Origin of the sequence: Janthinobacterium woesei (assembly GCF_051380875.1) — a bacterium.
Lineage (GTDB): Bacteria > Pseudomonadota > Gammaproteobacteria > Burkholderiales > Burkholderiaceae_D > Janthinobacterium.
In genome coordinates, this window is sequence record NZ_JBNYXW010000013.1 from 94,676 (window position 1) to 119,817 (window position 25,142).

At 63.9% G+C, this 25,142-nt stretch carries 21 protein-coding genes; 13 read left to right on the plus strand and 8 right to left on the minus strand.

Going from position 1 to position 25,142, the window contains the following annotated elements:
• The first annotated feature begins 69 nt into the window (after nucleotides 1-69).
• The 4 genes from moaA (at nucleotide 70) to ACQ4W6_RS16600 (ending at nucleotide 5,127) form a co-directional block, all read left to right on the plus strand.
• Entirely contained in the window at nucleotides 70-1,056 is a 987-nt protein-coding gene (gene moaA, locus ACQ4W6_RS16585) for a GTP 3',8-cyclase MoaA (RefSeq protein ID WP_436568263.1), read from the plus strand.
• A gap of 156 nt (nucleotides 1,057-1,212) precedes the next feature.
• Nucleotides 1,213-3,123 (plus strand): type IV pili methyl-accepting chemotaxis transducer N-terminal domain-containing protein, encoded by a 1,911-nt coding sequence (locus tag ACQ4W6_RS16590; protein ID WP_436568264.1) that lies wholly within the window; start codon nucleotides 1,213-1,215, stop codon nucleotides 3,121-3,123.
• Nucleotides 3,124-3,144: 21 nt separating this feature from the next.
• Nucleotides 3,145-3,807, plus strand: coding sequence for a response regulator (locus ACQ4W6_RS16595; RefSeq protein ID WP_436568265.1), 663 nt, complete (start codon nucleotides 3,145-3,147; stop codon nucleotides 3,805-3,807).
• A gap of 111 nt (nucleotides 3,808-3,918) precedes the next feature.
• Nucleotides 3,919-5,127, plus strand: coding sequence for an NnrS family protein (locus ACQ4W6_RS16600; protein ID WP_436568266.1), 1,209 nt, complete (start codon nucleotides 3,919-3,921; stop codon nucleotides 5,125-5,127).
• Nucleotides 5,128-5,134: 7 nt separating this feature from the next.
• Here ACQ4W6_RS16600 and ACQ4W6_RS16605 read toward each other — a convergent pair whose 3' ends face one another.
• The 4 genes from ACQ4W6_RS16605 to ACQ4W6_RS16620 form a co-directional block, all read right to left on the minus strand.
• The gene (locus ACQ4W6_RS16605; protein WP_436568267.1) at nucleotides 5,135-5,260 is read right to left on the minus strand and encodes a hypothetical protein; all 126 of its coding nucleotides are present in this window, start codon (nucleotides 5,258-5,260) and stop codon (nucleotides 5,135-5,137) included.
• Between the two features lie 80 nt (nucleotides 5,261-5,340).
• Entirely contained in the window at nucleotides 5,341-5,703 is a 363-nt protein-coding gene (locus tag ACQ4W6_RS16610) for an Hpt domain-containing protein (RefSeq protein WP_436568268.1), read from the minus strand.
• 13 nt (nucleotides 5,704-5,716) lie between these two features.
• On the minus strand, nucleotides 5,717-6,334 hold the full coding sequence (locus tag ACQ4W6_RS16615; RefSeq protein ID WP_436568269.1) for a response regulator: 618 nt from the start codon (nucleotides 6,332-6,334) through the stop codon (nucleotides 5,717-5,719).
• Between the two features lie 82 nt (nucleotides 6,335-6,416).
• Nucleotides 6,417-7,073: a hypothetical protein gene (locus tag ACQ4W6_RS16620; RefSeq protein WP_436568270.1), complete on the minus strand. Its 657-nt coding sequence runs from the start codon at nucleotides 7,071-7,073 to the stop codon at nucleotides 6,417-6,419.
• On the opposite strand from ACQ4W6_RS16620, the gene ACQ4W6_RS16625 reads away from it, so the two are divergent.
• Both ACQ4W6_RS16625 and ACQ4W6_RS16630 read left to right on the plus strand, forming a co-directional pair.
• The gene (locus ACQ4W6_RS16625) at nucleotides 7,072-7,437 is read left to right on the plus strand and encodes a hypothetical protein (RefSeq protein WP_436568271.1); all 366 of its coding nucleotides are present in this window, start codon (nucleotides 7,072-7,074) and stop codon (nucleotides 7,435-7,437) included. The genes ACQ4W6_RS16620 and ACQ4W6_RS16625 overlap by 2 nt on opposite strands.
• A complete protein-coding gene (locus ACQ4W6_RS16630; RefSeq protein WP_436568272.1) occupies nucleotides 7,434-9,875 on the plus strand; it encodes a membrane-bound PQQ-dependent dehydrogenase, glucose/quinate/shikimate family in 2,442 nt (813 codons plus the stop codon). The genes ACQ4W6_RS16625 and ACQ4W6_RS16630 overlap by 4 nt, the downstream gene beginning before the upstream one ends.
• 77 nt (nucleotides 9,876-9,952) lie before the next feature.
• Here the strand turns inward: ACQ4W6_RS16630 and ACQ4W6_RS16635 are convergent, their stop codons facing one another.
• Entirely contained in the window at nucleotides 9,953-13,453 is a 3,501-nt protein-coding gene (locus ACQ4W6_RS16635; protein ID WP_436568273.1) for a DUF748 domain-containing protein, read from the minus strand.
• 279 nt (nucleotides 13,454-13,732) lie between these two features.
• Between ACQ4W6_RS16635 and ACQ4W6_RS16640 the strand changes: the two genes are divergently transcribed.
• The 6 genes from ACQ4W6_RS16640 to ACQ4W6_RS16665 all read left to right on the plus strand — a co-directional run bounded on the left by ACQ4W6_RS16640 (nucleotide 13,733) and on the right by ACQ4W6_RS16665 (nucleotide 20,856).
• The gene (locus tag ACQ4W6_RS16640; protein WP_436568274.1) at nucleotides 13,733-15,871 is read left to right on the plus strand and encodes a TonB-dependent siderophore receptor; all 2,139 of its coding nucleotides are present in this window, start codon (nucleotides 13,733-13,735) and stop codon (nucleotides 15,869-15,871) included.
• 256 nt (nucleotides 15,872-16,127) lie between these two features.
• Nucleotides 16,128-16,760 (plus strand): carbonic anhydrase, encoded by a 633-nt coding sequence (locus tag ACQ4W6_RS16645; protein WP_436568275.1) that lies wholly within the window; start codon nucleotides 16,128-16,130, stop codon nucleotides 16,758-16,760.
• A 149-nt stretch (nucleotides 16,761-16,909) separates the two neighbouring features.
• Complete coding sequence (gene dsdA, locus ACQ4W6_RS16650; protein ID WP_436568276.1) at nucleotides 16,910-18,244, plus strand: D-serine ammonia-lyase; 1,335 nt, start codon at nucleotides 16,910-16,912, stop codon at nucleotides 18,242-18,244.
• Nucleotides 18,244-19,164, plus strand: a complete 921-nt coding sequence (gene dsdC, locus ACQ4W6_RS16655; protein ID WP_436568277.1) for a DNA-binding transcriptional regulator DsdC — start codon at nucleotides 18,244-18,246, stop codon at nucleotides 19,162-19,164. The genes dsdA and dsdC overlap by 1 nt, the downstream gene beginning before the upstream one ends.
• A 43-nt stretch (nucleotides 19,165-19,207) precedes the next feature.
• Entirely contained in the window at nucleotides 19,208-20,038 is an 831-nt protein-coding gene (locus tag ACQ4W6_RS16660; protein ID WP_436568278.1) for a ferritin-like domain-containing protein, read from the plus strand.
• 131 nt (nucleotides 20,039-20,169) lie between these two features.
• The gene (locus ACQ4W6_RS16665) at nucleotides 20,170-20,856 is read left to right on the plus strand and encodes an MgtC/SapB family protein (protein WP_436568340.1); all 687 of its coding nucleotides are present in this window, start codon (nucleotides 20,170-20,172) and stop codon (nucleotides 20,854-20,856) included.
• Nucleotides 20,857-20,922: 66 nt separating this feature from the next.
• On the opposite strand, the gene ACQ4W6_RS16670 is transcribed toward ACQ4W6_RS16665, so the two are convergent.
• On the minus strand, nucleotides 20,923-22,020 hold the full coding sequence (locus ACQ4W6_RS16670) for a DNA topoisomerase IB (RefSeq protein WP_436568279.1): 1,098 nt from the start codon (nucleotides 22,018-22,020) through the stop codon (nucleotides 20,923-20,925).
• Between the two features lie 93 nt (nucleotides 22,021-22,113).
• Between ACQ4W6_RS16670 and ACQ4W6_RS16675 the strand changes: the two genes are divergently transcribed.
• Entirely contained in the window at nucleotides 22,114-22,497 is a 384-nt protein-coding gene (locus tag ACQ4W6_RS16675; protein ID WP_436568280.1) for a YkvA family protein, read from the plus strand.
• On the opposite strand, the gene ACQ4W6_RS16680 is transcribed toward ACQ4W6_RS16675, so the two are convergent.
• Nucleotides 22,494-23,675, minus strand: a complete 1,182-nt coding sequence (locus ACQ4W6_RS16680; protein ID WP_436568281.1) for a serine hydrolase domain-containing protein — start codon at nucleotides 23,673-23,675, stop codon at nucleotides 22,494-22,496. The genes ACQ4W6_RS16675 and ACQ4W6_RS16680 overlap by 4 nt on opposite strands.
• Nucleotides 23,676-23,793: 118 nt before the next feature.
• Nucleotides 23,794-25,089, minus strand: coding sequence for a cation:proton antiporter (locus ACQ4W6_RS16685; protein ID WP_436568282.1), 1,296 nt, complete (start codon nucleotides 25,087-25,089; stop codon nucleotides 23,794-23,796).
• Between the last annotated feature and the right edge of the window lie 53 nt (nucleotides 25,090-25,142).

Consider the following 25,142-nt stretch of genomic DNA (forward strand, 5'->3'; position numbering starts at 1 on the left):
TAGACCTTCTGGGGCGCAGCCAGTTCGCGCCCCAGCCGTTACAATCAAGGATGAAACAGGAGTAGTGTCATGAGTAGCGTCAAGTTGCAGGACCGTTTTGGCCGATCGATAGATTATGTGCGTTTGTCCGTTACCGACCGCTGCGACTTGCGCTGCAGTTATTGCATGCCCAAGGATTTTCGCGGTTTCGAAGAGCCGAAGGATTGGCTGAACTTCGACGAGATTGAACGCCTGATGGCGATCTTCGTGCGTCTCGGTACGCGCCGCGTGCGCCTGACGGGCGGCGAGCCGCTGTTGCGGCGCAACCTGCCCGAGCTGGCGCAGCGGCTGTCGGCGCTGTCCGGGCTGCAGGACCTGTCGCTGTCGACGAATGCCACCCAGTTGGGTAAGCACGCCGTGGCCTTGCGCGCGGCGGGGGTGGACCGCATCAATGTCAGCCTCGACTCGCTGGACCGCGCCTGCATGCAGAAAATCACGGGGCGCGACAGCCTGCAGCCCATCCTCGACGGCCTGATGGCGGGCAAGGCGGCCGGTTTCGACCCGATCAAGATCAATATGGTGGCCATGCGCGGCGTCAATGATGGCCAGATCGAGGCCATGGCCGCGTTCTGCATCGAGCAGCAGTTCATCTTGCGCCTGATCGAAGCCATGCCCATGGGCAGTACGGGCCGCAATGCCAGCTACATGCCGCTATCGGCCGTGCGCGAGCGCCTGGCGGAAAAGTTTGGCCTGGTACCGCAGGCGGCAGAACTGGGCGGCGGGCCGGCGCGCTACCTGAGCACGCCCGATGGCCGTTCCAGTATCGGTTTCATCACGCCCATGTCGCAGCATTTTTGCGCCAGCTGCAACCGCGTGCGCCTGTCCGTCGACGGCACCCTGTATTTGTGCCTGGGGCAGGAAGAGAAATTCGCCTTCGGCCCCATGCTGCGTGGCGGCGCCACCGATGCCGAGCTGGAAGCGGCCATACGCGCCGCCATCGAACTGAAGCCGCAGCAGCACGACTTCAATGCGCAGCCGGATAAAATCGTGAGGTTCATGGCCCAGACGGGTGGATAGGATAGACACCTGGCCAAACCTACTGCGCGTCGCGCTTTGCGGCCGGCGATGCTCACTGTGCTTTAGCACAGTTGCGCTTCTCGGCCACAAATCACTGCCGCTCGCTACGGTTTTTCCAGATGTCGTGACGCTAGGTGTGTGCTTGTCAAAGAAATTATGAAATTCAAGGCGATGTTTTCCTCCTGGCAGAAGCTGTCGACCAAGATCGTCGGTGCTCTGCTGCTCATGCTGGCGCTGGCCCTGACGGCCATTGGCTGCACCCTGTTCCTGTCGTGGCAGCTCGAAGGCAGTTCGGCCGCCATCAACGAGACGGGCCGCTTGCGCATGCAGACCTACCGCTTGACCTTGCTCATCGCCAGCGATGCCCGCGAACAGACGCAGCAGCAAGCACTGCTGATCGACGAAACCCTGGCCAAGATCGCCCACGGCGACCCGCAGCGGCCCTTGTTCCTGCCCCCGAGCGCCACCATCAAGATAGAGTTCGAACGCATCGGCCAGGCCTGGCGCGGCGCGTTGCGTCCGGCCGCGCTGGCCGCCGATACCACCGCGCGCGCGCGCCAGTTCGAGCATGCAGCCGATACCTTTGTCGGCCAGGTGGATCAACTGGTGCGCCTGATCGAGCACGATAGCGAGGCGCGCACCTTCTGGCTGCGCGCCTCGCAGCTGGTCTTGCTGGCCATGGCCGTGGTGGGCACGGTCAGCATGGTCTACCTGATGTTCATGCTGATTATCGAACCGGTGACGCGGCTGAGGCTGGGCATGCAGCGCATGAAGGAGCGCGATTTCAGCGTGCGCCTGGCCGTCGAGAGCAATGACGAATTCGGCCAGCTGGCCAGCGGTTTCAACCAGATGGCCGACCGCTTGCAGGCGCTGTACGGCAACCTGGAAGAGGGCGTGCGCAGCAAGACGGCCACGCTGGAATACCGCAACCGCGAACTGGCGCTGCTGTACGAGAGCGCGGCCTTCTTGCAGCGTCCGCAGCCCCTGGAAGCGATTTGCGGCGGCTTCATGCAGCGCATCGTTGATTATTTCGGGGCCGACGGCTCGACCGTGCGCGTGCTCGATGCCGAACGGGGCAACTTGCACATGGTGGCGCATCACGGCTTGTCCGCCGAACTGGTGGCGTCCGAACACTGCCTGAAGGTGGGCGACTGCCTGTGCGGCACGGCCGTCGACCTGAAAGTGGCAAAGGTGCACGACATGCGCCGTGTCGACAAGGCGCACCTGACGCACGAATTGCACTGCCAGCGCGAAGGCTTTGTCACCGTCTCGATCTTCCACATCCACGCGCATGAACAGCACCTGGGCTTCTTCAACCTGCATTTCCGCCACGCGCGCGTGTTTTCCGCGCGCGAACTGGCCTTGCTGGAAACCCTGGGCCAGTTGCTGGGCATCGCGCTGGAAAACCTGCGCCTGGCCGCGCGCGAACGCGAAATGGCCATTTCCGAAGAGCGCAACCTGGTGGCGCAAGGCTTGCATGACAGCATCGCGCAAAGCCTCAATTTTCTCAACTTGCAAGTGCAGATGCTCGACGACTCGGTGCGCCATGCGCGCTTCGAGGAGGTGGCCGGCATCGTGCCGGCCCTGCACGCGGGCGTGAAGGAAAGCTATGAAGACGTGCGCGAACTGCTGGCGAACTTTCGCAGCCGCCTGATGGAAGACGATTTGATCGGCTCATTGCGCGCGGCGCTGGACAAATTTCGCCGCCAGACGGGCATCGCCGCCGAGTTGCTGGCCGATGTCGATGGCGCGCCATTCCCCCGCGAACAGCAATTGCAGCTATTATTCATCGTGCAGGAAGCGCTGTCGAACATCCGCAAGCACGCGCAGGCGAGCCATGTGGAGGTGCGCCTGGCCGATGACCAGGACTTTACGCTGACGATCAGCGACAATGGCATCGGTTTCGATGCCGCCGCCGTGCTGGAAAAAGGCGACAGCCATGTCGGCATTCACATCATGCGCGAACGCGCGCAACGCATCGAGGCCACGTTCGACGTGCACGCCTGTCCGGGCGGCGGCACCACCGTCGAACTGCATCTGTCGCGCGAACAGCGGCGCGCAGCATAGCCAATACTTGAAAGTAAAAAAATGGAAACTCCCGTCACACCCATCACCGTCATGCTGGTCGATGACCACGCGCTGTTCCGCAGCGGCATCCGCTCGCTGCTGCAGCGCCATACCGACTTTGCCGTGATTGGCGAGGCGGCCGATGGCGTGGAAGGCATCAAGCGCGCCATCCAGCTGCAGCCTGACGTGGTGCTGCTGGACCTGAACATGGCCGGCATGTCGGGCGTGGAAGCGCTGCAGCTGATGCAGCACGACTGTCCCGACACGGCCATCGTCATGCTGACCGTCTCCGAAGATGCCGACGACCTGGCCACGGCCCTGCGCGCGGGCGCCTGCGGTTATCTGATCAAGAATATCGACGCCGACTACCTGGTGCGCGCCATCCGCCGCGCCGCCGCCGGCGAAGTGGTCATCGCCGAAGCCATGACGGGCAAGCTGGTGGCGCAGCTGCAGGCGGGCACGCGGCGCGAGGAACCCGTGTCGGAGCTGGACAAACTGACCCCGCGCGAGAAGGAAATCATCGACTGCCTGTCGCGCGGCGAGAGCAACAAGGGCATCGCGCGCACCCTGGATCTGGCCGAAAGCACGGTCAAGATCCATGTGCAGAACGTGCTGAAAAAACTCAACCTGAACAGCCGCGTACAGGCAGCCGTGTATGCGGTGGAGCACCGGCAGGGCAAGTAGCAGCCAGATGCCGGCTAGCCATTACTGGCTAGTCGGCTCATCCTTTTGCCGCTGGCCGCTGTTGCGCTTTTAAAGTAGTATATTGAATATATCTTTAACCGCGAGTCTACCATGGCCATTACCCCCATCAACGAAGCTTCCCCCGGCGCCGCACGCGGCGGCGACCCCTGGCATGCCAGCCACCCCGTCTGGCAGCTGGGCTTTCGTCCGTTTTACCTGCTCGCCGCGCTGTTTGCCGCCGTCAGCATTCCCCTGTGGCTGGCCAGTTACTTCGGCGTGCTGCAAGGCGGCTTGCAGCTGGGGCTGGGCTGGCATATGCACGAGATGGTGTTCGGCTTCGCGCTGGCTGTCGTGGTGGGCTTTTTGTACACGGCGGGGAGCAACTGGACGGGGCTGCCCACGCCGCAGGGCGCGCAGTTGATGGCACTGGCGGGGCTGTGGCTGGCGGGACGCATTGCCATGCTGTGCGGCCCCGGGCTGGCGGCGGCGCTGGTGGACTCGCTGTTCTTGCCGCTGGCTGCCTGGCCCCTGTACCGCGTGCTGCGCCGCTCGGGCAATACGCGCAACCTGTTCCTGGTCGCTCTGCTGGCATTGCTGGCGCTGGCCAATGGCCTGTACCACGCTGCCGCGCTGGGCTGGCTGACGCTGTCGCTATTGGTGCCCGTGCAGGCGGCCATCTTCATCATCGTGCTGATCGAATCGGTGATCGGGGCGCGCGTCATCCCCATGTTTACGCGCAATGGCGCGCCCGGCAGCACGCCGGTGGCCAGCCCGAAGCGGGCATTGGTGGCCGTGGCGTGCATGGCGGCAGCCAGCATCGCCTGGCTGGCGGGCGCCCCCGCCGTGGTGACGGCGCCGCTGGCCTTGTGCGCGGCCGGCATGTCGCTGGCCAATCTGCTGGCCTGGCAGCCGCAACGCACGCTGCGCGTGCCCCTGTTGTGGATATTGCACCTGTCGTATGCCTGGATCAGCATCGGCTTTGCCCTGCTGGCGCTGGCCAGCCTGGAGTGGCTGCCGGCCAGCGCCGCGCTGCATGCGCTGACGGTGGGCTCGATGGCGGGGCTGATCATTGGCATGATGACGCGCACCACGCTGGGCCACACGGGCCGTCCGCTCAAGGCGGGCAGGGCGGAGGCGTGGATGTACTGGCTGATACAGCTGGGCGCGCTGGCGCGTTTGCTAGCCGCTGTTGGCCCTACGGCGCTGAGCCTGCCCTGCCTGCTGGTGGCAGGGCTGTGCTGGTCGCTGGCGTTTGCCTTGTTTCTGGTGGTGTATGCGCCTTATCTGTGGCGCGCCAGAGTGGACGGGCGCGAAGGGTGAGGGCGCGTCAGGTGGGGCGCCAGGCCAGCAGCTTCTTGATTTCCGGCGACCAGTAGGACAGCGATTCGCCGACGACGAAGAGCAGCATGCCCAGCAAGAAGGCCCTGAGTAGCAGGTCGCGGCACCAGATCATCGTATACTCCATCATTTAATTGAGAGAAGTATAACACTTGCATAGGAGAATGAAATAGTTATTGGCAAGTGCCGTACCCTTCAATCCGGCGTGCCCTGGAACTCGGCCATGCTGCGCCGCACTTCTGTTTCCACCTGGGCCAGCAGCAGCGCCGTGTCATCAATCCAGCCTGGCGCGGGGCGCTCTTGCTGGCGCGCCAGCTGTTCCAGCGCCGCCAGGCGGCTGACTAACGCCGTGGCGCCCAGCAGCGCCACGCTGCCGCGCAAGCCGTGGCTGCTGTGCGCGATGGCTTGCGGCGTGCCGCTGCGCACGGCTTGCGCCAGTTGCGCCGCCATGGCCGGTGCCGTATCGAGATAGGTCTGGCATAGCGCGCGAAACAGGGCCAGGTCCTGGCAGGCGGCGCGCAGCAGCAGGGCCGGATCGATGTGGCGACAGGGCTGCATGGCCGGGCTGGTCTCAGGCGCCGCGCCGCGCATGGGCCGCGCAGCAGGCGCGCAGGTAGCCGCGCAATTCGTCGTAATTGACGGGTTTGGCAAAGAACACCACGCCCGGCGGCACGCCGCCCCGGTCTTCCAGCGCTTGCACAGGCAAGCTCGACAGCATGGCGATGTGCATGTTCGCCAGCAGCGGGTCGGCCAGGATGGTGCGCATCACTTCATAGCCGTCGATGCCTTCCATGATGATATCGCTCAACAGAATGTCGGGTTGGTCGCGGGCGATTTCCATCAGCGCCTGGTAGCCGTTTTCGCAAAAGCGCAAACTCGCCGGCAAGGCCCAGGAGGCGATCTGTCGCTGATACAGCGTCCGCTCCATGGGATTATCCTCGATCACCAGGATGGAGGCGGGCGTATTAGCGCGGAGCTGCCTGTCCGGGCGTGGCGGGCGCGCCGCCTGACTATGTTGTGCGTAGCCGCTCTTGTAGGCAAGCACGGCCGCCAAGGGGATGCGCCGGTGGCCGCCTTTGGTTTTCCAGGCTTCGATCACGCCCGCTTCCACCAGCTGCTGCACCGAGGTGACGGAAATGCCGAGTAGCCCGGCGGCTTGCTGCGTGGTGCAGACGGTGGTTGCTTGCATGGAAATTAACATTGGTAAGCGTGTAGCGATCATACGCAGGCCCTGCCGGGAAATCAAATCTGCCAGATTTGATAAATTTGACTCAGGGCTGGCTTTCCGTGTCCCTGCGCCGCTCTTCGCGCCGTTGCGGCTGCTGCAGCTGCGTTACCGCACTCGACAGCACTTCCAGCGCCATCAGCAAATCCCCATGCAGGCGCCGCTGCGCCGCGATGTCATTGCTGAAACTGGCATGGACGGCGGCGGCGGCCAGCCGCTTCAGCTGTCCCAAGCCCAGTGCCGTGCTGGCGTCGAAGATCTCTTGCGCCAGCACGCGGGCCGGCGTGGGGCGGCCACAGCGCAGCGCATGGGCGATGCCGGCCAGGCGGTCGCGCGTCTCGGCCACGAACAGGGCCAGAATTTCACCCTGCACATGGCGCTCTTCGCCAAACATGGCATCCAGGCGTGCCTGCTCGAATGGCGGTGTGCGCCGCTCCGCCGGTGCTACCGCTACTGCCGGAGCAGGGTGTTCTGCCAAGGGCGCCAGCCTGGCAGGGAAGGCGCTGTGCGGCTGCAGCATTGCGGGCAGGCCGCCAGGCGTGCCGGCAGCGGCCGGTTCGCCAGCGACGCGCCGGCGCCAATGGGGGCGGCGCCACAGCAGCGCAGCCAGCAACAGCAGCAGGCCGCCCAAGGCCAACCCTGGCCGTACCAGGGCCAGGCCGTCGCAGCGGGCCAGCAGATAGGTGTAGATGAAGGCACTCATGGCAGTGGCTGACTATGGGGGGCGCGGCGGCGGGAGGGGGCGTGCGGCATGCTGGAACTCCTGTTCAATACGTCCTGCTGCGCATGGTTTGCAGCCAATGAAACGTTTTTCACAAAAATCACGATTAATTCATTTTAAGACGATATTCTTTTTATTTGAGAATTTATTTTTCCTGGCCGCCACGGCCGCTACGTCCCCCCAAGCAATGGGCATGCGGTGTGTGGCGAAAAGCAACATTGTGAAAATATTGCGTTGTGGCGTGTGCCACGCTTTGCCAATTGGTGAAAAAATGGCATTCCTTGTTCGCCCTCAACCGGTGCGCAGGTGCGTGCCGCCGATTTACCCTTGTAAAGGAGCATCATGACTGTCTCTGCCCGGCCTGGACCCTTGTTAATCATCACAGCAGTCATCTTTATCTTGCTGGGGCTGGCGCTTGCCGGCGGTGGCGCCTGGCTCGTCAGCCTTGGCGGCTCCTGGTATTACGTCGTGGCCGGTATCGGCATGATAGTTGCCGGTGCGCTAGTGTGGAAAGGGCGGCGCAGCGCCCAGCCTTTCCTTGCGCTGCTGCTGTTTGCCACCCTGATCTGGTCCGTGATCGAAGTGAAATTTGACTGGTGGCAATTACTGCCGCGCCTCGATATCTGGTTCGCCGCCGCCGTGTGGCTGCTGCTGCCTTTCATCGACCGCCGCCTGTTTCCGTCTTTGAGCGCCGGGGCGAAACCGCGTGACGCAGGCAAGAGTGCCTTAGCGGCTGCCGTCGTGGTGACTGCTGCCGTGGGCGTGTTTTCCCTGTTCCAGGATTATTACACCCTGCATGGTGAAGTGCCGGCCGAAAACATGGCAGGCACGCCGCAAGGCGATTACGCGCCCGGCGTGGCGCCCAACGACTGGGCCGCATATGGCCGCTCCGGCTATGGCGACCGCTACGCGCCGGCAGCGCAGATCACGCCAGCGAACGCATCGCAGCTGAAACAGGCGTGGGTGTATAACACGGGCGACTTCAAGGGGCCGAACGACCCGGGAGAAATTGCCAACGAAGTCACGCCGCTGAAAGTGAACGGCATGCTGTATCTGTGCACGCCGCACAACATCGTCATCGCGCTGGACCCGGACACGGGCAAGGAAATCTGGCGCCACGATCCGAAGATCAACCGCGACGCTTCCAGCTACCAGCACATGATCTGCCGCGGCGTGGCGTACTGGGATGTCAATGCGGGCCGCGCCAAGGATAATCCGGCACCGGAAGCGGCCAGCATGGAGTGCCCGCGCCGCATCTTCGCGCCCACCATGGACGCCACCCTGATCGCCGTGAATGCCGATACGGGCGTAGCGTGCAAGAGCTTTGGCGAAAACGGCGTGATCGGCCTGTACCACGGCATGGCCATGAAGAAACGGGGCTTTTTGATGCCCACGTCGCCGCCGGCCGTGGCGCAGAACGTGGTGGTGATGGCCGCCAGCGTCACCGACAACTTTTCCACCGAAGAGCCGTCGGGTGTGATCCGCGGCTATGAACCCATCACGGGAAAACTGATGTGGAACTGGGACGCCTCGAACCCCGACGACACGGCGCCGATTGCCGATGGCAAGACCTACACCAACAACTCGCCCAACTCCTGGGGCGTGTCGAGCATCGATGAAAAACTGGGCATGGTGTACGTGCCGATGGGCAATGAAACCCCCGATACCTGGGGCGGCAACCGCAATCCGCATGGCGAAAAATACAATAGCGCCATCGTCGCGCTGGATCTGGCGACGGGCAAGGTGCGCTGGGTGTACCAGACCGTGCACCACGATATCTGGGACATGGACATCGGCGGCCAGCCCACCCTGGTCGATATCGACACGCCAAAAGGCCAGGTGCCGTCCGTGGTGGCGACCACCAAGCGGGGCGATATTTACGTGATCGACCGGCGCGATGGCAGCCTGGTGGTGCCGGCGCCGGAAAAACCCGTGCCGACAGCCAACGCCGCCCCCGGCGACACGCTGTCGCCCACGCAGCCGTTCTCGGCGCTCACTTTCCTGCCGGAGAAACATATCAGCGAAACGGATATGTGGGGCACCACGCCGTTCGACCAGCTGGCCTGCCGCATCATCTTCCGCCAGCACCGCTACGAAGGACCGTTTACGCCGCAAACCGTGGCCGAAGGCAAGATCAAGGGCGCCATTATTTCGCCGGGCCCGCTCGGCATCTTCGAGTGGGGCGGCGCGGCCGTCGATCCGGGGCGTCAGTTGCTGTTGGTCAATCCTGACTACATGGGCTTCCTGGAACGCCTGGTGCCGCGCGCGCAAGCCAATGCGAAGGGCGGTACCGGTTCGGAAATGGGCTTGCAGCCGCAGACTGGCGTGCCCTTCGCCGTGGAAATCAAGCCTTTCCTGTCGCCGCTGGGCTTCCCATGCCAGGCGCCGCCATGGGGCTATATCGCCGCCGTCGACTTGCGCACCATGAAAAAAGTGTGGATGCACAAGAACGGCACCACGCGCGACAGCGCTCCCGTGCCTATCCCGCTGCCACTGGGCGTGCCCAGCCTGGGCGGCATCAGCACCACGGGCGGCGGCGTGGCTTTCCTGAGCAGCACGCTCGACTACTATATCCGTGGCTACGATGTGCGCAACGGAAAAACCGTGTGGAAAGCCCGTTTGCCAGCCGGTGGCCAGGCTACGCCGATGAGCTATGTCTCCGACAAAACGGGCCGCCAGTACGTGGTGGTGATGGCCGGCGGCCACGGCTCGCTGGGCACGAAGATGGGCGATAGCCTGGTGGCGTTTGCCTTGCCGGAAGGGGTAGAAGAGAAGAAAAAGTAGGGAGAACAGGCCGGATGCCGGGCGCCAGCCCGCGTCATCCGACTACGGGGCTGCCGCCAAACCGGGGCAGCCCTTTTTTACTTCGCCGCTAGCCCCAGCTTCAAGCCCACCAGCTTGCCCTGCGTGGCATCCGTTTTTTCCGGTGCGCCAGCGCTGACTCTTGCCGCTGGCGTTCCGTCCTGCTGCAGGGCGGCAAGGATGGCCTTGCTGCGATCGTTACCTAGTTTGGACATGGCATCGGCAGGCAGGGGCTGCTTGTTTTCCAGCTGCTCGCGCAAGCCGTTGTAGAAGGCGCCTGTGTCGGCCACTTGCGGTTCTCCCTCGATCAGCTTGCTCAGGCGTTGCCAGACGGGAATTTTTGCCGCCATGGCTATTGGGGCTGTTGTGGTTGCCGTGGACGCTGCCGCCGCTACGGGAGCCGCCGACTCCGCCGCCTTCTTCTGCTTGTCCAGTTCGGCCTTGCCGAAGCGTTCCGCGTACAGCTCGCGCAGGGCGCCGCGCACCTTGCGTTCGCCCAGGTTCAACGGTCCCGGTTCTTCGCCCGCGTCGAGCTTGATGCCAGCCTTGGCGGCGACGGCGCGGCGCACGGCTTGCGTGCGCAGGGCGTTTGCATCCGTGTCGCTGTACTGGCCAGGCACGGCCAGCTTCAGCTGTTCGCGCTTGGCCAGGATTTGCGCCACCTGCTTGAGTTTTTCCCGCTCGGGCGGCAGCAGCACGGCGCTGCCCGCATCGAAATCGATGGATTCGAGCTTGTCGGCGCTGATGCCCAGTAAGTTGCCCAGCGCGCGGAACGGCGCCGTGACGATCTTTGTCAGCACATTGCCCACGGCTTTCCAGATCAGCGCGCCATAGCTGAATTGCGGGTCGCTCATGTCGCCCGAGACAGGCAAGCCCAGGTCGATGCGCCCGTCGCTATCCTTGAGGATGGCCAGCGCCAGTTCCAAAGGCAGTTTCAAGGCGTCCGGGCTGTCGATGCGCTCGCCCAGGGTCAGTTTGTCGAGCACGACCTGGTTGGTGCCGTCGAGCTGGCGGTTGCGCACCTTGTATTGCAAGTCCAGCGAAATCTTGCCTTCGGCCACCTTGTAGCCGGCGAACTTCATCGTATACGGCGAGGCGGAGACCATGTCGACGTTCTTGAAGACCACGTTCAAGTCCGTGTTGTCGGTGGGCGCGAATGGGTTTAGCTGTCCGCGTACCCGCGCCAGGCCGAATTCATCGATGCGGCCGTCCAGTTCGATCTGGCTGCGCGCATCGCGTTTGGTCGACAGGCCCGTGACGACGCCGTTCAGTTCATAGATCTTGGCGGCGAACTGGGGCCGCAGGCTGAGGTCGGCGAAGTCGAGCTTGGCGTTTTGCAGGCGCACGCGGCGCACGCGCACGGGAAAGGCGGCGTCCGGCGCCGGCGCGGCGGCGCTCGTGCTGGCCACCGCCGGGGTCGGCGGCTGCGCCGATTCGGGTGCTTTCACCAGCAAACGCTGCGCGTTCAGGCTGCGGTCGTTTTCGATGATCAGTTGGGCGTTTGGCTCGACCACGCGCAGTTCGGCGATGTCGAGGAAATCGGGGCCCACGCTGGCCGTCAGCTTGTCGGCCCGCACGCTTTTCCACGAGGCGAAACGCTTGCCATCCGTTTCATTGAGCACCAGGCCGGCGATATCCACGCCGCCCACATAGCGCACCTTGGGCGCTTTCGGCGCGCCGCCACCGGTCATCAGGCGGCCGCTGCCGGAGAGCGCGCCGCCCGCCAGCTTCAGTTTCAGGTGCTGCGTCAGCAAGGGCTGCACGGGCGCCAGGGCCAGCTTTTTTACATTCAACTGGGCATCGACGGCGCCCGTGCCCGGCACGAACTTGCCATTTGCCGTGAGTAATCCCCCTTCGCGCAAGCCCATGCCCAGTTCAAACGGCAGCGCCTGCTTCAAGTCGTTGCTGACGTTTTGCAGCGACAGGCGCGCGTCTTGCAGCGTGCCCTTGATGCCCGTGCCCGCATCGTCGAAGCGGGCGCCGAACTGGCTCAGTTCCACTTTGGCGATGCTGGTGGACCATGGCGCGGACGGCGTTTCCTTGCCGCTGTCGGCCTTGCTGGAGACAAACACGGGCAGCTTTTGCGCAATCGCAAACTGGCCCTGGCGGTTGCGCGCCAGGTCGATCTGCGCACCGCTGGCCGTCACGGCGCCCAGGTGGATTGTGCGGCCAGCAAGATCGATCTTGCCGTCGTCAAATCCCAGATGTGCCAGCTTGAATGGCGTTTGCGCGCCCCGTTGCATGGCCAGGTCTGCCAGCGCGAAACTCGCACCATCGACAACCATGCTGTTTCCCGCCTGCGTTTGCTGCAAGGCCAGTTGCAAGCTCAGTTGCAACTGCTTGGCGCTCAGTTGCAGGGCCGGTGAGACGGTTTCATCGATGGCGGAAACGTCGATGTTGGCCAGCGCCACTTGTTTCAAGTCGACTTTCCATTTGCCCGGCCTGGCTGGCACGGTGGGAGTGGTCGCGGCGGCGGCTGTAGTGGGGGTGGGATTGCCCGGCAGCATCAGGTTTGCCACATCGATCTCGCCCTTGCTGTCGCGGCGCACGGCCACCTTGCCGCCATACAAGTTGATTTTATCCACCGTCACGCTCTGGCGCGCCAGGTCCGCGTTCACGCCGGCGATGCCCAGGGTGGAGAGCGACGTGAATGCTTCGCCCTTGCCCTTGCCCTTGCCGTTTTGCACCAGCGCCAGGTCGCGCAAGGCCAGACCGGCGCCTTTCAGATGGGCTTCCAGCTTGCCATCGGCATAGGAAAAGGCGTAGGGCAGGTGGGCCGACAGCTTGCCGCTCGCCACTTCAGCGCGCATATAGGCTTTCAGGTAGGCGGCCAGGCCGGGCAGGGACGCGTCGTTGAGGATCAGTTCGCCTTCGCCACGGATCGGGTTCAACGACGCCGTGCCGCGCCAGTGCAGCTTGCCGCCGCGCGCCGCATCGGCGCTGAGGCTGTAGCTGCCATTGGCGTCGGGCAAGGTTGAGATATTGTCGAGCGTAAAGGCGATTGGCGTGAAGTTGTCCGCGTAGCCCGCCTTCTGGTCTTGCCAATCCACTTTGCCTTGTTCCAGCGCAAAGTGGGCGATGACGAGGCGCGGCATCGCGCCGTCGCTCTTTTCCGGGTGGCGGCTTTGCCAGGTGGCCAGCAGCTCGGCCAGGTTGAACTTGCCGTCCGGCGTGATGATCAACTGCGCTTGCGGCGCCGTGATGCGGATTTCCGCCAGGCTCCAGGCGCGGCGGACGATGGATTTCCACTCCAGCTGCACGGCCAGCGCACCGATGGACAGTAGCGGCGCGCCTTTGGTGCTGGCCGCTTCCTGCAAGGCAATCTTGTCCGCTTCCAGGCGCAAGGTGAATGGATTGAAGCGCACGTCGCCTATGCTGGCCTGGCGCGCCAGTTCCTTCTCGGCAAACTTGGGCACCTGGCTCTTGATGACATATGGCACCAGCCAGAAGCCGGCCGCGCTGTAGGCGGCCAGGACGCAGCCCGTGCCAACGGCCCAGCGCTGCCAGCGTTTCCAGCGAAATGATTTCGTCTGCACGCTTTTCTTGTCGATTGTGTTCACGAACTTACCTTTTAGTATCTTGTTAGTATCTTGTTGGATGGCGCGCCATGCGCACCTCGACTGTCAGTATGCCTCTTTGCAGCCTCGTCTGCCACTCCAAAGGTGTTCATGTAATAACAGCTTGCCAGGCGAATGGTTTTTCTTTTGAGAATTCACACAATCGCACTGATTGTCACTTATTCACGCCAAACACATTGCGAATGATTCTCGTTACGGATATCATGCGGCGTCACTTACAGTTTCCTTCTATCTATATTGCCTGTTGAAAGACCCGTCTTTATGCGCCCAGCTTCCTTGCAACGACTTCCAGTGGCCGCCGCCTTGTCGCTGGCCTTCGCCTCCCACGCTGCCTTCGCGGTGAACGGGGCCAACGGCCAGGACGACTTGACGGCTGGCGATGAAAAAGTCATGCAGGCCGTGCAAGTGACGGGTGCGCGTGCGCAAGGCCTGGTGCCGGTCACTACCGAGGCGGGAAGTTTCCGTGGTGCGAACATCATGGACGTGCCATCGACCGTCAACGTGATCACGCGCGAGTTGCTGGAGCAGCAAGCTGTTTCCGGCCTGTACGACGCCGTGCGCAATACGGCTGGCGTGACGCGCCAGCAAAACGGCGGCGAAACCTGGGATCAACTGGTGATACGCGGCATCGCCGTGGAAAACCGCACGAATTACCGCCTCAACGGCTCCATGCCCATCATGAACTTCTCGCAAGTACCCATGGAAAACAAGGAGCGCGTGGAAGTGCTGAAGGGCGCCTCGGCCCTGTATTACGGCTTTACCTCCCCGGCTGGGGTGGTCAATTTCGTCACCAAGCGCGCGGGCAGCAAGCCTGTCACCAGCCTGGGCCTGGTCCTTGACGACCGTGGCAGTGCCATGGCGAATGTCGACCTGGGCCGCCGCTTTGGCGCAGAGCAAGAGTTCGGCGTGCGCATCAACGCGGCCGGCGGCACTCTGGGCTCCTACCTGGATAATGTCGGCAATGGCCAGCGCCGCTTCATTGCCACGGCGCTGGACTGGCGTGTGACGAATAAATTATTGCTCAAGGCCGACCTCGAATACGACCGCCGCAAGGTAACGGAGCAGGCGGGTGTGGCCTTGCCGGCCGCCGTGAGCGGTGTGATCACCTTGCCGTCCGCCGTCGATCCGCGCAAGCTGATCGGCCCGGACTGGTCGAATTTCGAGGCGCAGACGAAAAATGCGCAATTGCGCGCCGATTACGCCATCACCGATGGCTGGGCCTTGACGGTGGAGGCGGGCCACTCGGAAACGGCGCGCGACCGCCGCCTGGCGATCTTCCGCCTGAACAATGCCGCCGCCGTGGAGACAGGCGCGGGCCGCATCACGGGCAATATCCAGCATAGCGTGACGGCCTCGGACTTGCTGCGCGCGGAACTGGCCGGCAACTTCAACACGGGTTTCATTGCGCATGAGCTGACCCTGGGCGCCTCGCGCACGGATAAATCGCAAGATCCTATCTACCAGAGCAATTACACGATTGCGTCGCAAAACCTGTACCAGCCCGTGCCGGTGACGAATGTCGTGTTCGGTCCCAAGCCCACCACGCCGACCACGGCCGCGCTCGATACGCGCGACACGGGCCTGTACGCGCTCGACCGCATGGTTTTCAGCCCGCAATGGCAAAGCGTGGTCGGCGTGCGCCGCAGCAGTTACCAGAGCGACCAGGGCGCCAGCCACTACGACGTCAGCAAGACCACCCCGATGGCGTCCCTGATCTACAAGGCCACGCCAGCCATCTCGTTCTACGCTTCCACCGCGCGCGGGCTGGAAGAGGGCGAGACGGGCCCGACCGGCACTGCCAACCAGAACGTCAAGATGGCGCCTGGCGTCAGCAAGCAAAAGGAACTGGGCGCGCGCTGGTTGACGCCGGGCGGCACCCTGGTGTCGGCCGCGCTGTTCGATATTACGCGTCCCGGCTACTACACCAACAGCAGCAACGTGTTCACTTCGGACGGCGAACAGCGCTACCGCGGCCTGGAACTGTCCACGCAGGGGAAATTAACGCGCCAACTGTCGTGGCAAACCTCGGCCCAGTTGCTCGACCCGACATTCGAGCACATCAACGCCGACTACAACGGCAAAGCGCCGGAAAACGCCTCGAAACGCACCGCCAGTGCCTTCCTCGCCTACGCCTTCGATGGCGTGCCGGGCCTGTCTGTCAACGGCGGCGCGTATTATTACAGCGCCCGTCCCGTCAACGACCTGAACCAGGCGTTTTTGGGCGGCGTCAGCCTGTTCAGCGCAGGCGTGCGCTATGCGAGCCGCGTGATGGACAAGGCCGTCGTGTGGCAGTTGAACGTGGAAAACGCCGCAGACAAGCGCTACTGGGCTGGCGCCGGCACGCGCCTGGCCTCGGGCGCGCCGCGCGCCATCAAGCTGAGCATGAAGGTGGACCTGTAAGGCGCGATGCCTTTATGGACTTGCGCCATGGGGCGCAGCTTGTCAACGGTGGGAGCCGGCCGGGAGCCGTCACGCGATGTAACAATGCGCGCATTATTTGGGATAGCGTTGTTGCTATACAGAATTCAGAATTGCTTGCGAGATCGTTGAAAGGCGACGATCACTTTCGCTATGCTCAGTCAACAATAGGCAGGCTGCATCAACGATATGAAATCAGCGATAATATCAAGTCTTCCAACTATTACCATTCTCATTTATGCGCGACATCATTGCTGGATTTCTACGCTTTCAAAGAGAAGTTTTTCCTGCGCGCCGGGAATTGTTCAAAACACTGGCCACAGGACAAACGCCCAAGGCATTGTTCATTTCATGCTCTGACAGCAGGATGGTGCCGGAACTTGTGACGCAACGGGAGCCAGGTGAACTTTTCGTGATCCGCAATGCCGGAAACATCGTGCCATCGTATGGCCCCGAACCCGGGGGCGTGAGCGCGACGGTCGAATATGCGGTATCAGCCCTGAACGTTACCGACATCGTTATTTGCGGACATTCCGATTGTGGCGCGATGAAAGCTATCGCTACCTGCACCTGCCTGGACCACATGCCAGCGGTCAAGAACTGGTTGCACCACGCTGATGCGGCGCGCATGATCAACGAGTCGCTCAATCATCCAACGGAACAGGCGCGCATTGACGGCATGGTACGCGCCAACGTTGTTGCGCAACTCAATAACATCCGCACCCATCCCTCAGTGGCGTTCGGCATTGCCCAAAAACGCCTGAGTCTTCATGGTTGGGTCTACGATATCGAGAACGGTTCTTTGGATGCGCTCGACGAGTCAACAGGTCGTTTTGTTCCGCTCGCAGATCACCCTGCATCGAAGCTTTAAGTGTCTACGGCATGCCTGGAAGTTTGCCTGCCATCTGGCCAATAAAGTGATGACACATGATCTCCCATCATCCATTGCCTGATTAACCATCCTTTGCCAGCAGCGTCCAGATGCGGTCTAATCATGGACTATCCCGTCACGAGGTGCCCATGTTGCCCGAACACACACTTGTCGCCTTGCGCGAGCAATTTCCCCTGGTTAATGCATTGACAGCCTTGCAGCCCTTGAGCTGGTTCAATCCCCGCATCGCCCCCGCTGCAGAGGCGCTGCGCGACGTGGGCTTGACGGCGGACGACGTGGCACACGCCAGTGCGCGCCTGGCGCGTTTTGCGCCGTATCTGGCCAAGGCTTTCCCGGAGACGCAGGCCAGCGGCGGCGTCATCGAATCGCCCGTCGTGCCGCTGCCTGGCATGCAGGCGGCGCTGGTGCAGCACCTCGGCGTGGCGATCCCTGGCCAGTTGTGGCTCAAGCAGGACAGCCATCTGCCCATTTCCGGCTCGATCAAGGCGCGCGGCGGCATCTATGAGGTGCTGAAACACGCGGAACGGCTGGCGCTGGACGCAGGGCTGCTGCAGGAGGGCGATGATTACAGCTTGCTGGCCAGCGATGCCGTGCGCGCCTTCTTTGGACAGTACGCGATTGCCGTTGGTTCCACGGGCAATCTGGGCTTGTCGATCGGCATCATGAGCGCGCGCCTGGGATTTCGCGCCACCGTGCACATGTCGTCTGACGCGCGCCAGTGGAAGAAGGATAAATTGCGCAGCCACGGCGTCACGGTGGTGGAATATGCCACCGACTACAGTGTGGCCGTGGAAGCAGGGCGCAGACAGGCGCAAGGCGACCCGACTTGCCACTTCGTCGACGATGAAAACTCGCACGATCTGTTCCTCGGTTACGCGGTGGCGGGCGAACGCTTGAAAACCCAGTTCGCGGCAGCGGGCGTCACGGTGGATGCAGATCATCCCCTGTTCGTGTATTTGCCCTGTGGCGTGGGCGGCGGCCCGGGCGGCGTAGCCTTTGGCCTGAAGCTGGCTTTTGGCGACTTTGTCCACTGTGTGTTTGTCGAACCGACGCATTCGCCATGCATGCTGCTGGGCGTGCACACCGGCATGCACGAGCAGATCAGCGTGCACGATATCGGCATCGACAACGTCACGGCCGCCGATGGCCTGGCCGTGGGCCGGCCTTCCGGTTTCGTCGGACGCGCCATGCAGCGGCTGATCGATGGCTACGCCACCGTCAGCGACGAGGAACTGTACCGCTTGCTGGCCCTGCTTGAGCAAACGCAAGGTTTGCGTCTGGAACCGTCCGCCGTGGCCGGTTTCGCCGGCATCGTGCCCGTGCTGGCGCATCCCCAGTACCGGCAACACCTGGACACGGCCACGCATCTGGTGTGGGGCACGGGCGGCAGCATGGTGCCCGAGGCGGAAATGGCGGCCTACGTGGCACACGGCCGTGCACTGCTGGCGGCCGGAGCCGTCTGATGCCGTCCGGCGCGCCTTTGAGCGCCAGCCAGTTCGCCAACCTGCACACCTTTCTCGTGGCGGCGCGCCACGCCAGCTTCGCGCTGGCCGCGCAGGAACTGGCGCTCACGCCCAGCGCCGTCAGCCACCGCATCGCCCGCCTGGAAAGCAGCCTGGGCCTGCTGCTGTTCCAGCGCCTGACGCGCCAAGTGAAACTGACGCCCGATGGCGAGCGCATTTTTGAAGCGCTACAAACCAGCTGGGACAGTCTGCATGCGGCCATCGCCGGCGGCGATGCGCTGGCCGGCAGCATCACCGTGCATGCGCGCCCATCGGTGGCGCAATGCTGGCTTGTGCCGCGCCTGGCCGGTTTTGCGGCGCGGTATCCGGATTTATCCATCGACTTGCGCGTGGGCAATGACGCCGTGGACTTTCGCGCCGGCCAGGTCGATCTGGCGCTGCATTATGGCGACGGCAGCTTTCCCGGCCTGGCGGCGCGCAAGCTGATGGATGAATGGCTGGCACCCGTCTGCAGCCCTGAATACGCGCGCCAGCATGGCTTGCTCGATGCGCCGCAGCAATTGCCAGGCGTGACCTTGCTGCACGACACCCTGGCCTGGCCCACCTGCGCGCCGGACGCCGAGTGGCGCTTCTGGGCCGGCGCGCAGACGCCGCCAGTGGCGCTGCCCGCGCGCTGCCTGCGCTTCGACCGTGCCGACCTGTGCGCGCAGGCAGCCATCCATCACGCGGGCGTGGCCATGGGGCGGCGCCAGCTGGTGCAGCCGTGGCTGGACAGCGGACAACTGATATTGCCGTTTGGCGGTTTCACCTTGGCCAGTCCGCAGGCGTATTATCTGGTGCATCGGGAGTCTAGCCTGCGCGGACCGCTGCCGGTGCGCATGCAGGCGCTGCGGGACTGGCTGCTGGAGCAGGCAATTTGATACACTGCGCCCCTTGTTGAAAACAGCGCACGAAGGAACACCCATGCACCCATCCCACCCATCCCGCCCATCCGTATCAAGCTCCACTGCGCCGCCGGAATTGCGCGCTTGCGCGCTGGCCTGCCTGCTGGAAGCGGACCCGGCAACCAAGGTGGCGATGGTGGCGGCCATGGCCGAGGCGCCGCTGCAGTTGGACGCAACGGCGCCTTTGGCGCCGACCGGCGCCGTGCCGGGCCGTCCGGAACGCCCGGAACTGGTGCCGCCGCGCTTGGTGGGGCGGCGCTCGATGATCACGCCGGAAGGGCGCGCCATGCTGGTGCATGCGTTGGCGCATATCGAGTTTAATGCCATGAACCTGGCGCTCGACGCGCTGTGGCGCTTCCCCGGCCTGCCCGCCGAATACTACACGGACTGGCTGCGCGTGGCGAAAGAGGAAGCCACGCACTTTGCCATGCTGCAGGCGCATCTGCAGGTGCTGGGACACAGCTATGGCGACTTCCCCGGCCACGACAGCCTGTGGGAAATGGTCGACAAGACGCGCGGCGACGTGCTGGCGCGCATGGCGCTGGTGCCGCGCACGCTCGAAGCGCGGGGCCTGGACGCGATCCCGCCGCTGCGCGCCAAGCTGGCGCAGGCGGGCGACATGGCCGCCGCCGCCATCCTCGACATCATCCTGCGCGACGAAGTGGGCCACGTTGAAATTGGCAACCGCTGGTACGGCTACCTGTGCGCTCAAAGGGGCCTGGAATTGCGCGCCACCTATGCCGAACTGGCGCTGCGCTACGAAGCGCCCACCCTGCGCGGCCCGTTCAACCTGGAAGCGCGGCGCCGGGCCGGGTTTTCCGAGCTGGAATTGTCTGACCTGCCTGCCTGAATACCGGTGGCTGGCAGCGCCACGGCTGCGCGGGGAGAAACATGGTAAATTTGAGCAACAGTGCAAGTAGCGGCCAAGGATCGACCTGGCCAAGGATCGACCACAGCTGGCATTCCACAGGGGGCATGGCGATGGCATCGGAATGGGAACTGGTGGGACGGCTGGTATTTTCGGCGCTGCTGGGCAGCGTCATTGGCTATGAGCGCGAACGGCTGGCTTGGGTGGCCGGCTTGCGCACGCACATGCTGGTCTGTGTGGGCTCGACCCTGATCATGATCGTGTCCGCCTACGGTTTCAGCGAAGTGCTCAGCGAGCGCGTCACGCTGGACCCGTCGCGCATGGCGGCGCAAGTGGTGTCGGGCATCGGTTTCCTGGGCGCCGGGGCGATCCTGGCGCGCGGCGAGATCGTGCGCGGCTTGACGACGGCGGCCAGCGTGTGGTCCGTGGCCGGCATCGGCCTGGCCGTTGGCGGCGGGCTGTATACGCCGGCGGTGGCCGCTACCGTCATCATCCTGATCATCCTGGCGGGCATCAAACCGCTGGAAAAGCATTTTATTGGCAGCCGGCAACGGCGCGAGTTGCTGATCACGGCCGAGCGCGACGCCTTGTCACTGGACAAATTGCACGAGGCGCTGGGCGCCGGCACCACGCGCGTGCAGCAATTCGTCATCCGCCAGAAAGACAATGCGCCACAACTCGACGACATCGTCATCACCTTCGCGCGCGTGACGCCGGTGCAATTTTTGGCCCTGCAAAAGCGCCTGGAAGCGACGCCGGGCGTGCTGCAAGTCAAGGACCCTGACGCCTCGCCCCCCTGACGCCAGCGCGCTACCCTTGTCGACCCTGGCAGCGAAGCCTTTAGCCTGTCTGCAACACCGACGCCCTCAAGTTGTCCGTCCACTGCCAGCCTGGCCGCCAGGCTTGATGCCAGCCTGCGCTTGCAAGCGCTGCTGCAGCAAGGCCAGCACTGCCGCTTCTTCCGGGGCCAGCGCTGGCAGCTCGTCTCGCAATTGCTGCTGTGCGCGGGCGCGCATGCCTTCGAGCAAGCTGCCATCCAGATACGCTTCCAGCACGGCCGGGTGCACATAGCATTTGCGGCAGATCGTTGGCGTGTTGCCGAGTTTTTTCGCCACCGACTCGATCGCCTGCACGATGTTTTTCTTTGCCTGCGCCTCGGAATCGACTTGCTCGAACGCCTGCAGGGCCAGCGCGGCCAGCAAGGTGCCCGACCAGGTGCGAAAATCCTTGGCCGTATACTCTTCGCCCGTCACCTCGCGCAGGTAGTCGTTGACGTCGCCCGAATCGACGCCGTGGCGCTCGCCATCGTCATCGACATATTGAAACAGTTCCTGCCCCGGCAGCTCGCGCATGCGCTGCAGCACGCGCGCCAGGCGCCGGTCGCTGAGGCCGATATCGTGGCGCACGCCGCTCTTGCCCTTGAAGTGGAATTGCACGGCACTGCCGTCGATATCGACGTGGCGCGTGCGCAAGGTGGACAGGCCAAACGATTTGTTCGTGCGCGCGTATTCCTCGTTGCCGATACGCATCATCGTCAATTCCAGCAAGTGCACGATGGTGGCCAGCACTTTTTCGCGGGGCAGACCCGGCAGCTGCATGGCGCGCGCGACGGCGGCGCGGATGGCGGGCAGGGCATGGCCAAAGCCCAGCATGCGCTCATACTTGACCTCGTCGCGCACCTGGCGCCAGCGCGCATGGTAGCGGTATTGCTTGCGGCCCCGCGCATCGCGCCCCGTCGCCTGCAAATGGCCATTCGCGCGCACGCAAATCCACACGCCGCTCCAGGCGGGCGGAATGGCCAGGGCTTTGATGCGCATCAAGGTGGCGTCATCGCGCACGGGCTGGCCGTCCGCGTCGCGGTAGCGGAACTTGCCGGGCTTACCCTGACGCGCTATGCCGGGTTGGTGGTCGCCCGTGTAGCGCAGGCCGGCGGCGCGGGCCGTGGTGGTGGCGGATATTTCCATTTATATAGCTTACCTTGCGCGCCGCGCGCATGGCGCGCCATTATGCTAAGGTGGACAATCGTAGCGCCCGTGCGCGGCAGACAGGAGCAGCAGATGTTTGGCAGAAGAAAAAATCTTGAAGAAGACCATGCCCCGCAGGGGGATAAACAGTACGAAAAGAAATATACCGAGGACAGTTTCTGGGACAAGGTCGTCAAGTTCGCCAAGACGGCGGGGCGCGAAGTCATCGAGAAGGCGCTGTGGCTGTATTACGCGGCGCAGCAGCCGAATACGCCGCTGTGGGCCAAGACGGCCATCTACGGCGCACTCGGCTATTTCATCTCGCCCATCGATGCGATTCCCGACATCACGCCCGTGATCGGCTATGCGGACGACTTGGCCGTGCTGGCCGCAGCCGTCGCCACGGTCGCCACGTATATCACGGCTGACGTGAAGGAACGCGCAGCCGAGAAGCTGCGCGGCTGGTTCGGCGCTTAACTTCTCGGCAGTGGCCCGGCGCCATGCGCCAGCAGGCGGCGCACGACTTCTTTCTGAAACGAGCGAAATTGCTTGTCGGCGCTGACGTTGGCGAAGGCCAGCACGGCCGTCTTGCTGGCGCGCTCGACGCAGACGATGGACGCGGTGCCCGGATCGTTGCCGCTCATGCTGGCCAGCGGCGTGCCGTCGACGTCGCGCATGACCCAGATCAAGGCCTGGCGTACCGCAAGTTCGGCTGGCGGCAGGCTGGTCGCTTGCGGGGCGAAAAACAGTTGTAAGGTGGAATCTTGCAGATAGCGCTGGCCATCGACCCGGCCGCCATTGCTGAAAATGGCCAGGAAGCGGGCAAAGTCGCGCGCCGAGCTGCGCAGCAGGCCGGCCGGCCAGTCCGGATAGCCGACGGGGGGCAGTGGCCTCAGGCCCGCCTCCTTGTGCGCATACGGCGTCGCCACCACGGCGCGGCGCGGCAAGCCGGCCAGGCTCCAGGCCGTATTGTCCATGCCCAGTGGTTCAAACAGGTGCTCGCGCGTGAAAACGTCGAGCCCATCGGGATTTAAGCGGCCCACCAGGTAGCCGAGCAGGGCTACGCCTACATTGCTGTAGCGCCATTCCGTGCCGGGCCGGGCGGCGAACGACAGGTCCGCGTCATACCAGGCGCCGCCGCGCGACAGATAACCCTTGACGAAGTCGCGCAGGGGCAGCCGCGGGTCGCCCTGCACGGCAAACGCGGGCGTCTTGGCATATACGGCGTCGGAAATTCCCGAGGTGTGGCTCAGCAGATGGCGAAAGGTGATGGGCACGTCGGGGAACTTCGGATGCATGAGCGGGAAGTCCAGGTAGGCCGAGACCTTGTCGTCGAGCTGGAAGGCGCCCTGTTCGAGCAGCACCATGGCGGCCGTGGCCGTCACCAGCTTGCTGACGGAGGCCACATGAAACACCGTGTCGGCATCGGCTTTCTTGCCGGCCTCTATGTCGGCCCAGCCATAGCCGCGCGCGAACAGCGTGTTTTCACCGCGCACCACGGCCACGCTCATGCCCGGCGTTTCCGTGCGCGCCAGGCCGTCGCGCATGAAGGCGTCAAAGTCTTTTTCCCATGCCAGTCTGGCCGGATCGGCGGCGCATCCGGTTTGCAGCAGGGCCAGCGAGACGCCCAGTCCCAGCATACTTCGTCGTTTCATTGCTACTCTCTTTGCCGTTTTTAATTATCTTAACAATATTTCCGGCAGCGCCAGGCTTAATTGACAAAACATTGCTGCGTAGCAATGACATTCGCCTCGCGCATGTGCCTGCAAGCGCCTATTTGCGCCAGTAGCGGGCAAGCAGGGGCTTGACGGTGAGGCCGTGCGCAACGATGGACAGGATGATGACGACGATGGTGATATTGGCCAGTTCGCGCGCCAGGCCGTGCGGCAAGCCGTGCGCGATGGCATAGCAGAGGTAATACATGGAGCCGATGCCGCGCACGCCAAACCAGGCGGCCAGTCCGCGCAGGCGCAGGCTGGTGCCGGACGCCAGCAAACCGAGCATCACGCTGGCGGGGCGCGCCACCAGCAGCAGGAACAGGCCCGCGCTCCACGCGCGCCAATTCCACGCGGCAGCCGTGACGGCGCCACCGAGCAGCAATACCAGGGTCAGTTCGGACAGGCGCTCCAGGTGTTCCTTGAAGACCAGGGACTCGCCGCTGACGGTCAGCGGCACAGCGCAGTCGTGCGGCTTTGTTGCTGAAATGGCATGAATTTCCTCCGCCTGCAGCAAGCCTTGCCGGTCTGTCGGCGCGCCGGCCAGCAGCAGTTCCGTCTGGCGCAGGGCCACGCCGGCAAAAAACACGGCCAAAAAACCCCAGGCGTGCAGCCATGTGGCCACGCCATACACGAGGGCGATCAGGCCCAGTCCCGCCAGGTCGTCCAGCATTTCATGTTTCGGTTCCTTGGCGCGTATTTGCCAGCCCAGCCAGGCCAGCAGCGCACCGCTGGCCGCGCCCAAGGCGATGGCCGCCGCGCTGGCCCACAGCAAGTCGCGCCACAGCCAGGTGCTGCCGTGTGGCCCCAGTTCATGCAGGCCCAGTAAGCCCAGGCCCAGCATGACGAAGGGAAAGCCGCTGCCATCGTTCATGCCCGCTTCGCTGGTGAGCATGAAGCGCAGCTGTTCGCTGTCGCCCGCATGGCGCACTTGCACGTCGGTGGCCAGCACGGGATCGGTGGGGGCGAGGATGGCGCCCAGCAGCACGCCCGCGCCCAGTGGCAAGCCCAGCACCAGGCAAGAGAATGCGGCCACCAGGACCACCGAGATGGCCATCGACAGCCAGGCCAGGCGCAGCGAGGGCAGCCAGCGCGCCAGGCTGAACGGCACGGGCATTTTCACGCCGGCCGAAAACAGGGAGATCAGGACGGCAATTTCGGCCAGGGTTTCCAGCAGCGGCGCCTGCTTGACCAGGTCCAGTGAAAACACGCCCAGGAACATGGGGCCCAGCAGCAGGCCTACGCCCAGGTAAGCCATGGCCGAAGTAAAGGGCAGGCGCGCGATGCTGGCCGCGCCCAGGCCGCGTGCCAGCATCAGGCAGCCGATCAGGATGAACCAGGCGGTGGTGTTCATGCGCTGATTGTAGCGGCGCGCGGGCAAGGGCAGCGCGCCGCAGGCTGGTATTG

What these genes read in the sequence shown, in the direction of transcription:
- moaA (WP_436568263.1), top strand. Translation starts at nt 70, where the DNA reads ATGAGTAGCGTCAAGTTGCAGGACCGTTTTGGCCGATCGATAGATTAT.
- ACQ4W6_RS16590 (WP_436568264.1), top strand. Translation starts at nt 1,213, where the DNA reads ATGAAATTCAAGGCGATGTTTTCCTCCTGGCAGAAGCTGTCGACCAAG.
- ACQ4W6_RS16595 (WP_436568265.1), top strand. Translation starts at nt 3,145, where the DNA reads ATGGAAACTCCCGTCACACCCATCACCGTCATGCTGGTCGATGACCAC.
- ACQ4W6_RS16600 (WP_436568266.1), top strand. Translation starts at nt 3,919, where the DNA reads ATGGCCATTACCCCCATCAACGAAGCTTCCCCCGGCGCCGCACGCGGC.
- ACQ4W6_RS16605 (WP_436568267.1), bottom strand. Translation starts at nt 5,260, where the DNA reads ATGATCTGGTGCCGCGACCTGCTACTCAGGGCCTTCTTGCTGGGCATG.
- ACQ4W6_RS16610 (WP_436568268.1), bottom strand. Translation starts at nt 5,703, where the DNA reads ATGCAGCCCTGTCGCCACATCGATCCGGCCCTGCTGCTGCGCGCCGCC.
- ACQ4W6_RS16615 (WP_436568269.1), bottom strand. Translation starts at nt 6,334, where the DNA reads ATGCAAGCAACCACCGTCTGCACCACGCAGCAAGCCGCCGGGCTACTC.
- ACQ4W6_RS16625 (WP_436568271.1), top strand. Translation starts at nt 7,072, where the DNA reads ATGGCAGTGGCTGACTATGGGGGGCGCGGCGGCGGGAGGGGGCGTGCG.
- ACQ4W6_RS16620 (WP_436568270.1), bottom strand. Translation starts at nt 7,073, where the DNA reads ATGAGTGCCTTCATCTACACCTATCTGCTGGCCCGCTGCGACGGCCTG.
- ACQ4W6_RS16630 (WP_436568272.1), top strand. Translation starts at nt 7,434, where the DNA reads ATGACTGTCTCTGCCCGGCCTGGACCCTTGTTAATCATCACAGCAGTC.
- ACQ4W6_RS16640 (WP_436568274.1), top strand. Translation starts at nt 13,733, where the DNA reads ATGCGCCCAGCTTCCTTGCAACGACTTCCAGTGGCCGCCGCCTTGTCG.
- ACQ4W6_RS16645 (WP_436568275.1), top strand. Translation starts at nt 16,128, where the DNA reads ATGCGCGACATCATTGCTGGATTTCTACGCTTTCAAAGAGAAGTTTTT.
- dsdA (WP_436568276.1), top strand. Translation starts at nt 16,910, where the DNA reads ATGTTGCCCGAACACACACTTGTCGCCTTGCGCGAGCAATTTCCCCTG.
- dsdC (WP_436568277.1), top strand. Translation starts at nt 18,244, where the DNA reads ATGCCGTCCGGCGCGCCTTTGAGCGCCAGCCAGTTCGCCAACCTGCAC.
- ACQ4W6_RS16660 (WP_436568278.1), top strand. Translation starts at nt 19,208, where the DNA reads ATGCACCCATCCCACCCATCCCGCCCATCCGTATCAAGCTCCACTGCG.
- ACQ4W6_RS16665 (WP_436568340.1), top strand. Translation starts at nt 20,170, where the DNA reads ATGGCATCGGAATGGGAACTGGTGGGACGGCTGGTATTTTCGGCGCTG.
- ACQ4W6_RS16670 (WP_436568279.1), bottom strand. Translation starts at nt 22,020, where the DNA reads ATGGAAATATCCGCCACCACCACGGCCCGCGCCGCCGGCCTGCGCTAC.
- ACQ4W6_RS16675 (WP_436568280.1), top strand. Translation starts at nt 22,114, where the DNA reads ATGTTTGGCAGAAGAAAAAATCTTGAAGAAGACCATGCCCCGCAGGGG.
- ACQ4W6_RS16680 (WP_436568281.1), bottom strand. Translation starts at nt 23,675, where the DNA reads ATGAAACGACGAAGTATGCTGGGACTGGGCGTCTCGCTGGCCCTGCTG.
- ACQ4W6_RS16685 (WP_436568282.1), bottom strand. Translation starts at nt 25,089, where the DNA reads ATGAACACCACCGCCTGGTTCATCCTGATCGGCTGCCTGATGCTGGCA.